Raw genomic sequence first — 13,330 nt, 5'->3', positions numbered from 1 at the left:
TTGAGCGCGACGGTTCGCAACCCGGCCCGCTCACCGCCCCCTTGGGGTGACCAGGCCGGTCTCGTACGCGAGGACCACGGCCTGGGCCCGGTCGCGCAGGTCGAGTTTGGCGAAGATCCGGGCCACGTGCGTCTTCACCGTCGATTCGCTGAGCGTCAGTTCGCGCGCCAGCTCGCCGTTGGACAGTCCGCGGCCCATCAGGGTGAGCACCTCCACCTCGCGGGGCGTGAGCGGTGCGAGGTCCCGGTGCACGGTGGCGGCGCCCGCGTCGGCGGGGGCCGTGCCGGAGGCGAAGCGCTCGACGAGGCGGCGGGTGATGGAGGGCGCGAGGAGGGCGTCGCCGGTGGCCACGAGGCGGACGGCGGCGGCGAGGTGGGCGGAGGTGACGTCCTTGAGGAGGAAGCCGCTCGCCCCGGCGGCCAGGGCCGCGTACACGTAGTGGTCGAGGTCGAAGGTGGTCAGCATGACGACCCGGCAGCCGGGCACCAGCGCGAGGATCCGGCGGGCCGCCTCCAGGCCGTCCGTGCCGGGCATCCGGATGTCGAGGAGCGCGACGTCCGGCCGGTGCGCGACGGCGGCGGCCACCGCCCCGGCGCCGTCGGCGGCCTCGGCGACCACGTCGATGCCGCGCGCGGTGAGGATCATGCGGAAGCCGGTGCGGACGAGCTCCTGGTCGTCGGCGATCACGACGCGCGGGCGGCGCTCGGCGCCCCCGGCCACCGCCTCCTCCGGGGACGGGGCGCTCACGGCCGGTCCAGCGGGATGCGCGCGCGGACCCGGAAGCCGCCGCCCAGCCGGCGCCGGGCGTCGAAGTCCCCGCCGTACACGGCGACGCGCTCGCGCAGGCCGAGCAGCCCGCGCCCGGCGCCGTCGGCCGCCCTGGCGGGCGCCGTGCCGCCGGAGAGCACGCTGGGCCCGCGGTTGAGCACCTCGACCCGCAGGTAGTGGTCCGCGTAGCGCACGGTCACGTCCGCCGTCACCCCGTCCCCGTGCTTGAGCGCGTTGGTGAGCGCCTCCTGGATGATCCGGTACGCCGTCACGTCGATGCCCCCGGGCAGCGGGCGCGGCTCGCCGGAGACGCGGACCTCCACCGGCAGGCCGGCGAAGGCGAAGCGGTCGATGAGCGGGCCGAGCCGGGCGAGGCTCGGCTGCGGCGCGAAGCCGTCCGGGTCCTCCTCCTCGGAGCCGTCCGCCGCCGGGGCGAGCAGGCCGAGCAGGTGGCGCAGTTCGGTCATGGTGTCGCGGCCGGCGGCCTCCACGGCGGCCATCGCGGCGGCGGCCTCCTCGGGCATGGTGGCGAGGACCTCGCGCGCGGCGCCCGCCTGCACCACCATCACGCTCACGTTGTGGCTGACGATGTCGTGCAACTCGGCGGCGATGCGCGCCCGTTCGGCGTCGACCGCGGTCCGCGCGGCGCTCTCCCGCTCGCGCTCCAGCAGCCAGCCGCGCTCCCCGACCGCCGCCCGGTGCAGCCGCCGCGCCCGCGCGAGCGCCACGCCCAGCCAGCCGGCCGCGCCGGCCGATCCGCCCGCCGCGGCGAGCGCCGCCCACTGCCACCCCGTTCCCCACACACCGCCAGCTTCCCAGCCCGGGGCGTGATCCGCATCATCCGGGGGTGCCGGTCCCGTACATCCCCGGTACTACCGCCCCCGACGGTTACACCCCAGGTGGGACGCGGTGCCCGGGCCGCCCGCCTACCGTCGTCGTCCATGAGAAACGTTCACGACGGGACGTCCGGACCCGGCGGCGCGCAGGCCGTCGTCGAGCTGTCCGGGGTGCACAAGGAGTTCGGCGACGCGCGGGCCCTGGACGGGGTCGACCTGACGATCCGGCCGGGCGAGGCGGTGGCCGTGATGGGCCCCTCGGGCTGCGGCAAGTCCACCCTGCTGAACATGGTCGCCGGCCTGGACCGGCCGACCTCGGGCACTGTCCGGGTGCACGGCCAGGACCTCGGGCGGCTGGACGAGACCGGACTCGCGCTGTTCCGGCGCCGCCACGTCGGCATGATCTTCCAGTTCTTCAACCTCATCGACGACCTGCCGGCCCTCGACAACGTCGCCCTCGCCGCCCAGTTGACCGGCACCACCGCCAAGCAGGCGCGCCGCCGGGCCCTGGAACTGCTCGACGAACTCGGCGTCGCCCACCGCAAGGACACCTACCCGGCCACCCTCAGCGGCGGCGAGCGCCAGCGCGTCGCCGTCGCCCGGGCCCTGATGAACCGCCCGGCGCTGCTGCTCGCGGACGAGCCGACCGGCGCCCTGGACAGCCGCTCGGGCGAGCAGGTGATGGACCTGCTGATCGACCTCAACCAGATCGGGCAGACCCTGCTGATCGTCACCCACGACCCCGACCTGGCCGCGCGCTGCGCCAGTCGGCTGGTGGAGATGGCGGACGGCCGGGTGGCGCGGGAGCGCTCGCTGGAGGCGTCGTCGTGAGCGAGCAGAGCGAGCGGACGGACATGAGGTGCGTGTGCCGGTCATCGGCTGCCGAGCGGAGCGGGGTGGGCGTATGAGTGGAGCCGTGTGGCGGGCCTCCCGGGCGGCGGTGAAGCGCCGCCGGGTGCAGACCGTCGTGATCGGCCTGGTCGTCTTCTGCTCCACCGCGACCGTGCTGCTCGCCCTCGCGGTGATCAGCGCCGCCCGGGCGCCGTTCGACACCGCCTTCGAGGCCGAGCGCGGCGCGCACGTCACCGCCCTCTTCGACCCGGCCGAGGCCTCGCCGGAGCAACTGGCCGCCACCGCCCACCGGCCGGGCGTCGAGGCGGCCGCCGGGCCCTTCGACCAGGCCGTGGTGGAAATCCCCACCGAGTGGATCGGCCACGCGCGGGGCCCGCTGACCCTGGTCGGCCGGGCCGACCGGGCCGGCCCGGTGGACCGGGTGCGACTGCTGGCCGGCCGCTGGGCCGCCGCACCCGGCGAGGTGGTGGTGAACAACCCGGCCGGGGGCGCCGCGGCGAAGTTCGTCGGCACGCCGCTCACCACCAGCACCGGGCTGAAGCTCACCGTCGTCGGCTTCGCGACCGGCATGAGCCAGTCAGCCGGCGGCTGGGTCACCCCCGAACAGGCGGCCGCCCTGCACCCCACCGGGCGCCAGATGCTCTACCGCTTCACCGACGCGGCCACCGAGCAGCAGCTCACCGCTTCACTCGCCGGTGCCACCGAGGGCCTGCCGAAGGACGCCGTCGCCAGCGCGCAGTCCTACCTGGTGCTCAAGCGGGCCTTCTCGGCGGGCGCCGACGCCTACCTGCCGCTGATGACGGTCTTCGGCGTGCTCGGCCTGGTCGTCGCCGCGCTGATCGTCGGCAACGTGGTGAGCGGCGCGGTGGTCTCCGGCTACCGGCACATCGGCGTGCTGAAGTCGATCGGGTTCACCCCGCGCCAGGTGGTGGTGGTCTACCTGACCATGGTCTCGGTGCCCGCGGTCGTCGGCACCGTCCTCGGCACGGCGGCGGGCTGGGCGGCGTCGTACCCGATCCTCCGGGCCGCCTTCAGCGGGATCTCGACCGGCACCGCGGTGATCGAGCCAGCCGGGTGGCTGCCCGCCGCCACCGTGATCGGCGTCCCGCTGCTGGTCGCCCTCGCCGCCCTCGTGCCCGCCTCGCGCGCCCACCGGCTGTCCGCCGCCCAGGCGATCTCGGCCGGCAGCGCGCCGCGCAACGGCCGCGGGCTCGGGATCCAGCGGTGGCTGAGCGGCACCCGGCTGCCGCGCGCCGTCAGCCTCGGCCTCGGCCAGCCCTTCGCCCGCCCCGCCCGCACCGCGCTGACCATGGCGGCGATCGTGCTCGGCGTGGTCACCGTCACCGTGACCACCGGGGTGAGCAGCACCCTGGCCAGGACCCTGCCCACGCCCGACCGCAAGACCCACGTCGTCGTGGCGACCGCCGGCTTCTCCGGCAGCGGGATCGAGCCCCGGCTGACCCCCGAGCAGACCGAGGCGATGCTCCGCGCCGCCCCCGGCGCCGAGCGGGTCTCCGTCCGCGGGCTGGTCCGGCTCGGCGTCCTCGGCCAGCCCCAGCTCGTCTTCGCCGACTTCTACGGCGGCGACGACGCGGTCGACCAGCGGCGGCTCCAGGCGGTCGAGGGCCGCCCGGCGACCGGGCCGAACGAGATCGAGGCCGGTCCGGGCTTCCTCGACCAGCACGGGGTCAAGCTCGGCGACCGGCTCACCCTGGTCCTGGACGGCGCACGGACCACCGTCACCATCGTCGGCGAGGAGAACGAGGGCAACGCCAACGCGATCTCCTCCAACGACGCCACCAGGGCCCTGCTCACCCCCGACCCGCACGTGGTCGAGTACGACGTGCGGCTCGCCGACGGCACCGACGCCGAGGCGTACCTGAAGGCGGTCACGGCCGCCGACCCGAGCCTGTCGCCCTCGGTCTACGCGGCGGGATCGGACGGGGGCATCGTCGCGATCCGGACCTTCAGCACGACGTTCACCGTCCTGCTGTCCGTCGTCGCCGCGCTCGGCGTCTTCAACACCCTGCTGCTCACCATCCGCGAACGCCGCCGCGACCTCGGCACGCTGAAGTCGATCGGCATGACGCCCCGGCAGGTCGTCGCCATGACGGTCACCTCGGTGGCCTGGCAGGGCGTGGCCAGCGGAATCATCGGCATCCCGGTCGGGATCCTGGTGCACCGGCTGATCGTGGAGAACGTCCGGCTCATCGACTTCCCCGAGCGGACGATCGACGTCTGGGGCGCCCCGCTGCTGGCCGGCCTCGCCCTGGCGGGCGTCGCGATCGCCGTCCTCGGCGCGCTCGTCCCGGCCCGTGCGGCGGCCCGGCTGCCGATCGCCGAGGTGCTCCACAACGAGTAGGGACATCGCCGAGGTGCTCCACAACGAGTAGGGACATCGCCGAGGTGCTCCACAACGAGTAGGGACGGGGACCGGGCGCCCGCGGGCTTCCTCCGGATTGCGGCACTTGAGACGCCGTCACCGAGGTCGCGCGCGGGCGCCTATCATCGCGCCATGGCCACCGCTGAGCTGATCCGCATCGTCTCCCGCTCCTCGCCCATGGCACTCGCCCAGGTCGAGCGCGTCCGCGCCGAACTCGCCGTCGCGCACCCGGGGTTGCGCACCGAGGTGGTGCCGGTGACCACCTCCGGCGACCGGTGGACGGGCGACCTCGCCCGGCTCGGCGGCAAGGGCGCGTTCACCAAGGAGGTGGACGCCGCGCTGCTCGCCGGGGAGGCCGACGTCGCCGTGCACTGCCTCAAGGACGTGCCCGCCGACCGCCCGCTGCCCGCCGGCACCGTCTTCGCCGCCTACCTGCGCCGCGACGACATCCGCGACGCCCTCGTCCACCCCGGTGGCCTGACCCTCGACGAGCTGCCGCCCGGCACCCGGATCGGCACCTCCTCCGTCCGCCGGGTCGCCCAGCTCGCCGCCTCCCACCCGCACCTGGTGTGCGTGCCGATCCGCGGCAACGCCAACAGCCGGCTCGCCAAGCTCGCCGCGGGCGAGGCGGACGCGCTGCTGCTGGCCGTCTCCGGGCTGGAGCGGATCGGCGAGTCGGCGCGCGTCACCGAGGTCCTCGGCGTCGACGCGATGTGCCCGCCGATCGGCGCGGGCATCCTCGTCCTGCAGTGCCGCGAGGACGACGAGGCCACGATCGCCGCGGTCGCCGCGCTCGGCCACCACGACACCTGGCGCGAGGCCACCGCCGAGCGGATGTTCCTGCACGTCCTCCAGGGCCACTGCAACAGCCCGATCGCCGGCTACGCGCACGCCGAGCCGGACGGCCGCCTGTCGATGCGCGGACGGGTCTTCAGCCCGGACGGCAAGCAGGTGCTGGACGCCCACGAGTGGGCCGGCGCGCTCACCCCCGAGGACCTCGGCACCTCGACGGCCCTGGCCCTCAAGCGGCAGGGCGCCCACGAGCTGATCGCGGCGATCCCGCACTGAGGCCCCCGCGCCGCCCGGCCGATCTTCTTCACGGAACGGTGACAGCTTTTCCATACGAGTGACACCTGCCATGATGCGGGTGCACCGTAGGGGAGTTGACGATCAATCGGACGAACGTGCGGACACGCCGGGGGTGGACGTGGAGGCCTTGAGACCCACCGATCCGACGACGGTCGGCGGCCGGTACCGGCTGCTGGCCCGGCTCGGCAGTGGCGGGATGGGGGTCGTCTACCTGGGGCGGTCCCCGGGCGGACGGCTGGTCGCGGTGAAGTGCGTCCACTGGGACCTGGCGACGGACCCGGAGTTCCGCCGCCGCTTCACCCGCGAACTGGAAGCCGTCCGGCGGGTCGGCGGCTTCCACACCGCGCAGGTCGTCGACGCCGACCCGGACGGCGACCCGCCGTGGCTGGTCACCGCGCACATCGCCGGGCCCTCCCTGGAGGCGGCCGTCGCCGCGCACGGACCACTGCCCGAACCGGCGCTGCGGGTGCTCGGCGCCGGCCTGGCCGAGGCGCTGGAGGCGATCCACCGGGCCGGCCTGGTGCACCGGGACCTCAAGCCCTCCAACGTCCTGCTGAGCGAGGACGGCCCGCGGGTCATCGACTTCGGCATCGCCCGGGCCCTGGACGGCGCCTCCATCACCCGCACCCAGGTCGTGCTCGGCACGCCCGGCTACATGGCCCCCGAGCAGATCGCGGGCGGCGTGGTCGGCCCCGCCGCCGACGTGTTCGCGCTCGGCCGGGTGCTCTGCCACGCGGCCGGCTGCTCGCCCTGGGGCACCGGGGACCCGCAGGTCCTGCTCTACCGGATCATGCACAGCGAGCCCGACCTGTCCGGCGTGCCCGAGCAGCTGCGGCCCGTCGTCGCCTCCTGCCTGGCCCGCCACCCGGTCGGCCGGCCGGCCCCCGCCCAGCTCGTCGCCGTACTCGGGCCGCCCGAGTACGGCGGGGCGAGCGGTTCGTGGCTGCCGGAACCGCTGCGGGCGCGGCCCGCCGTCCCGGACACGCCGTGGGTGGAGCCGGCGGCCGCCCCGCCGCCGCCCGCGGCTCCGCCGCTCGCCGCACCGCCCGTCACCGCCCCGCCCGTGCCGCCGCCCGCGGTCGGCCGGACGCCGACCGTGTTCTCCAACGTGCCACCGCCCGGCGGGGGTCGGCGCCGGGCCAGGCCGTGGCTGCTGCTCCCCGCGGTCCTCGCGCTCGTCGCCGCGGCCGTCGCCGTGCCGCTGTACCTCCAGCGCGACACCCCCGACACGCGCGACACGCACGACCTCGGCAACGGCTTCGTCGTCGCGACCGACGACGGCAGGCCGCCCGACTGCGTCAACGGCGGGGTCAACGGCAATGCGGGAGGCCCGGGCCCGGCCGAGACGACGGGCCCCCCGAGCCCGCCGGCCGACCTGCCGGGCATCCCGGCCCTCGCCGCCCCGGCCGACAACGCCACCGTCGAACAAGGCGCCCCGGTCACCCTCAGCTGGACCAAGACCGGCGCGGTGACCAGGGTCCTCACCAAGGCCGGCGACGGCCAGTGGCGCGTCTCCGGCTCGTTGACCTCCGCCGACTGCACCTTCACGCCGACCACTCCGGGCCTCTACCAGTGGGCCGTGGACAGCGCGACCAGCGCCTCCCAGAAGGCCGCCAGCGGCATGAGCGGCGTCCGCTACCTGTACGTCAAGCCCCCGGGCGGCAGCTCGGTGAACCAGCTGGCGCACGTCCCCTCCGCGCCGATCCTGGTGTTCCCCGCCTCCCGGGCGGTGGTCCGTGCCGGACAGCCCGTCCAGCTGTCCTGGGCGGCGTCCGGCACCAGCTCCCAGGTGGACCTGCTCCTCCCGAACGGCACGTGGCAGAACCTCCCGTGGCAGGCCGCGACGTCGTACACCTGGGTCCCGACGAGCCCGGGCACGTACCTGTGGAGCGTCTTCACCTCGAATGGCTCCAACTGCGGCGCGTTGGTGTGCATCAGCGGATCGAGCGAGCAGCGGTACCTGACCGTGCAGTGAGCGCCCGTCAGCCGGCCGTCCGGCCCCAGCGCGCTCGAACCGAAACGGTCCGGCCGGGACTTGTGCTTCCTCCTGTCGCTGTCGCGCGGCAGGATCGGGCGCATGACCGAACCCGCCCACCTCGCCGCCGTCCGCGCGTCCTACAACGCCGTCGCCACCGACTACGTCCGACTCGTCATCCCGCCCGAGGAGTTGGACCCGGTCTCGCGCGCGATGCTGGCCGCCTTCGCCGAGCTCGTCCGGTCCTCGGGTGGTGGGCCGGTGGCGGATCTGGGGTGCGGGCCCGGGCGGGTGGCGGCGTACCTGGCCGGGCTCGGGCTCGACGTGTTCGGGGTGGACGTGTCGGACGAGATGGTCCGGCTCGCCCGGCTCGCGCACCCCGGACTCCGGTTCGTGCGGGGCTCGATGGGAGCGCTGGAGGCCGCGGACGGCGGTCTCGGCGGCATCCTGGCCTGGTACTCCGTCCACCACACGCCGCCCGCACAACTGCCCGCGCTGTTCCGCGAGTTCCGTCGTGTGCTCCGCCCCGGGGGGCGGCTGTTGCTCGGCGGCCACGTGGGGGACGTCCATCTGCGGCCGACCGAGGGGTACGGGCACCCGGTGTCGTACGAGTCCCATCTGGTGCCCGTCCCGCGGCTCGTCGAGCTGCTCACGCTCGCCGGATTCACCGTCACCACGCGCGTGGAGCAGCCGCATCCGTCGCGCGCGGATCGTTCGTACGTCTGCCTCCTGGCGGATGCCGGATAGCTCTCGTGGGGGAGGGGGTCCGGCCGGGTTCGGCCGGGTGGACGACGTCCGGGCCCGGGGGCGCCGCGAGAGTGGAGCCATGGCGATCACGATTCCCCTGGGCGACACCGAACGACCCGTGCAGCGTTGGGCCTTGTGGCTGGCGAAGGCCCTCCCGTTCGTCGTGCTGCCGCACTGTCTGTGGCGGCTCCCCTTCGCGGCCGGCTTCGAGATGGGCACGATCGACCCGAGACGGCCGCCGATGCCCTGGTGGGCGCCGGGCTACGTGGTCGGGCTGAGCGTGCTCACCGAGGCGCTCTGCCTGCTGACCCTCGGTCTGGTCGCGGGGTGGGGCGAGGTCTTCCCGCGCTGGGTGCCGTTCCTCGCGGGCCGCCGGGTGCCGCCGCTCGCGGCCGTCGGGCCCGCGGTGGTGGGCGGGCTGGTCCTGGTGGGGCTGTTCGACCTCCAGCCGCTCGCGTGGACCGGTGTGGTCGACGAGGTCGGCTACCGGAACGGCTGGTGGCTGGCGCTGGCCCGGGTGTGCGTCGGCCCGGCGATGCTGTGGGGCCCGATCGTGCTGGCCCTGGCCTTCGCGTACTGCCGCCGCCGCCGGCCCGTGGGCGTCGGGTAACCGCCGGGGCGCCGGCCACCGGGGTACTGGCCGCCGGGGTGGTGTGCGCAGGACGTCGGATCGGCCGACTTCCTGCGCACGCGTCGTTCGCCGGGGTCGCTACTGCGCCGCCCCGGCGACCAGCGATGCGGCGAGCCGGTCGGCGGCGTCGGCGTCCAGGGGGGCGTGGCCGAGCAGGAACCGGTACCAGAAGACGCCGTAGACCTGGTCGACGATCAGGTCGAGGTCGGCGTCCCCGCGGAGCTGGCCGCGCTCGCGCCCGCGGGCGAGGAGCTCGCGCAGGGCCGTCCGGCGGGTCGCGGTGAAGGTCTGCATCAGGTCGGCCAGGTGGGGGTCGCGGGCGGCCTCGCGGACGAGGGTGCGCAGGGCGGAGGCGGTGGTGTCCTGCTGGGCGGCGTTGAAGGTGGCGGCGACGAAGGCGCGCAGGTCGGCGCGGAGGTCTCCGGTGTCGGGGCCCGCGACGTCCTGGTCGGCGCGGTCGGAGAGGGCGTCCAGGAGGACGGCGCCCTTGGAGGGCCACCAGCGGTAGACGGTCTGCTTGCCGACGCCGGCGGTGCGGGCGATGGCGTCGATGGTCACGGGCGTGCCGTGGGACTCGGCGAGGAGGCGCAGGGCCGCGTCGAGGATGGCCCGGTGGGCGGCCTCGTTGCGGCGGCGTCCGGTGTGCGGGCGGGCGGCGCCCGGCTGGGGGTCCGTCGCGTTCATCGGTCGTCCTCTCGTCCTGCGGTCGTCCCGGCTCCAGCTGTCTGGGTCCTCCATTGACAAGACTAACAGTCTCGACAATCATCATTACCGGAACGGACAGTCTCGACAAGCCGGAAGGAAGCACCACCATGAACACCACGTCGGACCTCTTCGCCGGACAGCGCGTCGTCGTGATGGGCGGCAGCTCGGGCATCGGCGAGGCCGCGGCCACCGCGTTCGCCGCCGACGGCGCGGAGGTCGTGATCACCGGACGGGACCGCGGGCGCCTCGACGCGGCCGTCGCGCGGATCGGCGGCAAGGCCACCGGCGCGTCGGTCGACGCGACGGACACCGCCGCCGTCGCGGCCTTCTTCGCCGGGGGCGGCACCGTCGACCACCTGGTCCTCGCCGTCAGCGGTGCGGCCGGCTCCGGACCGTTCGCCCGGCTCGACCTGGCCGACCTCGCGCACGGGTTCGACGCCAAGTTCTGGCCGCAGGTCCGGGTCCTCCAGGCGGCCCTGCCGCACCTTCGGGCGGACGGCTCCGTCACGCTGATCACCGCCGCCTCGGCGCGCGCCGCGATCCCGGGCACCGCCGGACTGGCCGCCATCAACGGCGCGCTGGAGGCGATGGTGCCGCCGCTGGCGGTCGAGCTCGCGCCGCTGCGGGTCAACGCGGTGTCGCCCGGCGTGGTCGACACCCCGTGGTGGGAGCGCGTGCCCGAGGAGCAGCGCAAGGCGCTGTTCGACGGCCTCGCCGCCACCACGCCGGTCGGGCGGGTCGGCCGTCCGGAGGACGTGGCCCGCGCGATCCACATGCTCGCGGCCAACACCTTCGTGACGGGCGTGGTCCTCGACTGCACCGGCGGCGCCAACCTGGCCACCGGCCGCTGAGACGGCGGCTCGGGCGTGGCGGTCGGGTGCGACGCTCAGGTGTGGCTCGTGGGGGTGTTCGTCGAGTGTGCCGGTCGGGTGCGGAGGCCGGGTGCGGAGGTCGGGTGTGGAGGTCGGGTGTGCCGGTCAGGTGCGGCGGACGAACCCGGCCATGAGGCCCCGCAGTTCCCAGCCGAGCGAGGCGTACAGCGCCCGCCCCTCCTCCGTCGCGCCGAGGGCGGCCGTCTCCGCGCCCGCGTCGAGGGCGGCGTCGGTCAGCAGCCGCATCACCGCGCTGCCGAGCCCGCGGCGCCGGTGGGCCCCGTCGGTCTCGATGCGGTCGAACACCGCGAGCGCGCCGTGCACCCCGGTGTGGCCGCCGGCCGCGAACTCGCCGTCCGGGGTGAGGAGTCGGGCGTACGCCACGCCGTTGCCGCGCTCGACCTCCGCCGTGTAGCCGGCGGGCAGGCGGACCTCCTCCCGGCGCAGCACGGTCGTCATCATCAGCTCGTCGGCGTTGCGCTCCCAGGCCGGGCCGAGCAGGCCGAGGGCCGCCTCCGGCTCGACGAACCCCTTGATCCGCGCGTACGGCCGGTCGGCGGCGGCCGCGGCGGCCCGGACGCTCCGCTCGTCGGTCCGCAGCAGGACGTGCCGCACGGACTCCCTGCCGCGTTCGACGTCGACCCGCAGCCCCCACGGCACCTCGACCGGCGTCGGGCAGCGGCGGGCCGCGGCCAGCCCGTGCACCCAGGCGTGCGTCAGTTCGTTGTCCGGCGCCATGCGTTCCCCCCCCGATGCGGCGATCCTGATCGCCGCAGCCTATCCCGGGGTCACCACGCGGCCTCCCGGTAGTCCTTGAGGAACACCCCCGACACCGGGGAGCCGGACTCGCCCCGGACGATCGGGTCGTAGGCGCGGGCGGCGCCGTCGACGATGTCGAGGGGCGTGCGGAAGCCCCGGTCGGCGATCCGGGCCTTCTTCGGGGCCGGGTTCTCGTCGGTGATCCAGCCGGTGTCGACGGCACACATGTGCACGCCCTGGCGGGCGAGTTCGGCGGCGCTCGTGCGGGTGAGCATGTTGAGGGCGGCCTTGGCCATGTTGGTGTGCGGGTGGCCGCCGGTCTTGTTGGCGACGGCGAAGCGGCCCTCGACGGCGGTCACGTTGACGACGTAGCGGCGCGGGTGCGGGGAGGCGAGCAGGAGGGGGAGCAGGCGGTCGCAGAGCAGGGCCGGGGCCAGCGCGTTGACCAGCTGCGTCTCCAGCACCTCCGCCGGGTCGAGCTCGCCGAGCCGGGCGGACCACGAGTTGCCGGGGGCGAGGTCGGGCAGCAGGCCGGCCTCGTCGGGCAGGGTGAGCAGCCCGTGCGCCGCGGCCGGGGCGGGGTCGAGCTCCGCGGCGGGCCAGGCGGTGGTGAGCGCGGGCATCGGCCGGAAGCCCGGGGCGTGCGCGACGGCGCGGCGGTCGGCGGCGGGCAGGGCGTCGTGCTCCCCGGCGGCGAGCAGCGCGTACGACTCGGGCGGGCGGCGCAGGGTCTGCGCGGCGTTGTTGATCAGGATGTCCAACGGCCGTCCGTCGGAGCGCAGTTGCTCGGTGAGCCCGAGGACCTGGCGCGGGTCGCGCAGGTCTATCCCGACGACGGTGAGCCGCTCCCACCACTGCGCGCTGCCCTCGGCGGCGCGGAAGCGGCGGACGGTGTCGTGCGGGAAGCGGGTGGTGACCGTCAGCTCGGCGCCGTCGCGCAGCAGCATGAGCGCGAGCTGGAAGCCGATCTTGACCCGGCCACCGGTGAGCAGCGCGCGGCGCCCGCGCAGGTCGGTGCGGAGGCCGCGCCGGGCGGTGTTGTCGGCGGCGCAGTCCGGGCAGAGCATGTGGTAGAAGCCGTCGACCTCGCGGTACTGCTGTTTGCAGACGTAGCACCGGCGCGGTGTGCGCAGCTCCCCGACGGGCCGGCCGGCCGGCTCCCCGCCGGCCGGGGCGAGCGGGGCGTCCTCGCGCCGGTCGAGGGCGCCGGTCGCGGTGGTGGCGAGCAGGGCGGCGTCGGCGTCCCGGACGGCCTGCTTGGCCTCCTGGCGGCGGCGCTTGCGGCTCTCCATCACGAAGGAGCTGAGCTGTCGCTCGGCGTGCAGGCGGGTGCGGTCGTGGGGCGGCAGGTCGCGCAGGCGGCGCAGGGTGCGGCCGAGCGCGGCGAGTTCCTCGGCGGTGACGGTCTCCGCGGCGCTGCCGGCAGCGGCGCCCGCGGCGGCGCGGCCGGTGGCCCGGTCGTGCTGGTGGTCTTCCGTTCGAATCGTCCGGACCGTCATGTCCGCCCCCTTGTGGTCGTGCCGTGGGTCGGACTGTAACGGAGGGTCGCATGTGATGTGACCTCAATAAACCGGGGTGCGAGCCGGCCGGGTGCGAACGGTGGGGTGCGAACGGCGGGGGGGCGGGGGGGCGGGCGCGCCCCCGCGCCCCCCCCCCCGGGCAAGCCCCGGTGGGCCCCCGTCTTTGGCAATAATATTTGGTACAAGGACGCGG

At 75.3% G+C, this 13,330-nt stretch carries 12 protein-coding genes; 7 read left to right on the top strand and 5 right to left on the bottom strand.

Features of this window, described 5'->3' with window-relative positions:
• Nucleotides 1–30: 30 nt before the first annotated feature.
• Complete coding sequence (locus tag ACFV4G_RS07580; protein ID WP_380437572.1) at nucleotides 31–645, bottom strand: response regulator; 615 nt, start codon at nucleotides 643–645, stop codon at nucleotides 31–33.
• Nucleotides 646–743: 98 nt separating this feature from the next.
• Nucleotides 744–1,571, bottom strand: a complete 828-nt coding sequence (locus ACFV4G_RS07575; RefSeq protein WP_380437535.1) for a sensor histidine kinase — start codon at nucleotides 1,569–1,571, stop codon at nucleotides 744–746.
• Nucleotides 1,572–1,709: 138 nt separating this feature from the next.
• On the opposite strand from ACFV4G_RS07575, the gene ACFV4G_RS07570 reads away from it, so the two are divergent.
• The 6 genes from ACFV4G_RS07570 to ACFV4G_RS07545 all read left to right on the top strand — a co-directional run bounded on the left by ACFV4G_RS07570 (nucleotide 1,710) and on the right by ACFV4G_RS07545 (nucleotide 9,260).
• Nucleotides 1,710–2,435 (top strand): ABC transporter ATP-binding protein, encoded by a 726-nt coding sequence (locus ACFV4G_RS07570; protein ID WP_380437533.1) that lies wholly within the window; start codon nucleotides 1,710–1,712, stop codon nucleotides 2,433–2,435.
• A 73-nt stretch (nucleotides 2,436–2,508) separates the two neighbouring features.
• Entirely contained in the window at nucleotides 2,509–4,818 is a 2,310-nt protein-coding gene (locus tag ACFV4G_RS07565) for an ABC transporter permease (RefSeq protein WP_380437531.1), read from the top strand.
• A 153-nt stretch (nucleotides 4,819–4,971) separates the two neighbouring features.
• Nucleotides 4,972–5,907, top strand: coding sequence for a hydroxymethylbilane synthase (gene hemC, locus ACFV4G_RS07560; RefSeq protein WP_380437529.1), 936 nt, complete (start codon nucleotides 4,972–4,974; stop codon nucleotides 5,905–5,907).
• Between the two features lie 148 nt (nucleotides 5,908–6,055).
• The gene (locus ACFV4G_RS07555; RefSeq protein ID WP_380437527.1) at nucleotides 6,056–7,903 is read left to right on the top strand and encodes a protein kinase; all 1,848 of its coding nucleotides are present in this window, start codon (nucleotides 6,056–6,058) and stop codon (nucleotides 7,901–7,903) included.
• Nucleotides 7,904–8,005: 102 nt separating this feature from the next.
• Nucleotides 8,006–8,650, top strand: coding sequence for a methyltransferase domain-containing protein (locus tag ACFV4G_RS07550; RefSeq protein WP_380437525.1), 645 nt, complete (start codon nucleotides 8,006–8,008; stop codon nucleotides 8,648–8,650).
• A 79-nt stretch (nucleotides 8,651–8,729) separates the two neighbouring features.
• Nucleotides 8,730–9,260, top strand: a complete 531-nt coding sequence (locus ACFV4G_RS07545; RefSeq protein WP_380437523.1) for a hypothetical protein — start codon at nucleotides 8,730–8,732, stop codon at nucleotides 9,258–9,260.
• A 99-nt stretch (nucleotides 9,261–9,359) separates the two neighbouring features.
• Here the strand turns inward: ACFV4G_RS07545 and ACFV4G_RS07540 are convergent, their stop codons facing one another.
• Nucleotides 9,360–9,965, bottom strand: a complete 606-nt coding sequence (locus ACFV4G_RS07540) for a TetR/AcrR family transcriptional regulator (protein ID WP_380437521.1) — start codon at nucleotides 9,963–9,965, stop codon at nucleotides 9,360–9,362.
• Between the two features lie 128 nt (nucleotides 9,966–10,093).
• Here ACFV4G_RS07540 and ACFV4G_RS07535 point away from each other — a divergent pair, with 128 nt between their 5' ends.
• A complete protein-coding gene (locus ACFV4G_RS07535; protein ID WP_380437519.1) occupies nucleotides 10,094–10,837 on the top strand; it encodes an SDR family oxidoreductase in 744 nt (247 codons plus the stop codon).
• A gap of 126 nt (nucleotides 10,838–10,963) precedes the next feature.
• On the opposite strand, the gene ACFV4G_RS07530 is transcribed toward ACFV4G_RS07535, so the two are convergent.
• Nucleotides 10,964–11,596 carry a GNAT family N-acetyltransferase gene (locus ACFV4G_RS07530; RefSeq protein ID WP_380437517.1) on the bottom strand — a complete coding sequence of 211 codons (633 nt, stop codon included), beginning with the start codon at nucleotides 11,594–11,596 and terminating at the stop codon, nucleotides 10,964–10,966.
• Nucleotides 11,597–11,646: 50 nt separating this feature from the next.
• Nucleotides 11,647–13,116: an SDR family oxidoreductase gene (locus ACFV4G_RS07525; RefSeq protein WP_380437515.1), complete on the bottom strand. Its 1,470-nt coding sequence runs from the start codon at nucleotides 13,114–13,116 to the stop codon at nucleotides 11,647–11,649.
• Nucleotides 13,117–13,330 lie beyond the last annotated feature (214 nt).

This window comes from Kitasatospora sp. NPDC059747 (genome assembly GCF_042732955.1).
Taxonomy (GTDB): domain Bacteria; phylum Actinomycetota; class Actinomycetes; order Streptomycetales; family Streptomycetaceae; genus Kitasatospora.
The sequence above is the reverse complement of the archived record's forward strand: the minus strand, read 5'-3'. Positions and strand labels throughout refer to the sequence as shown.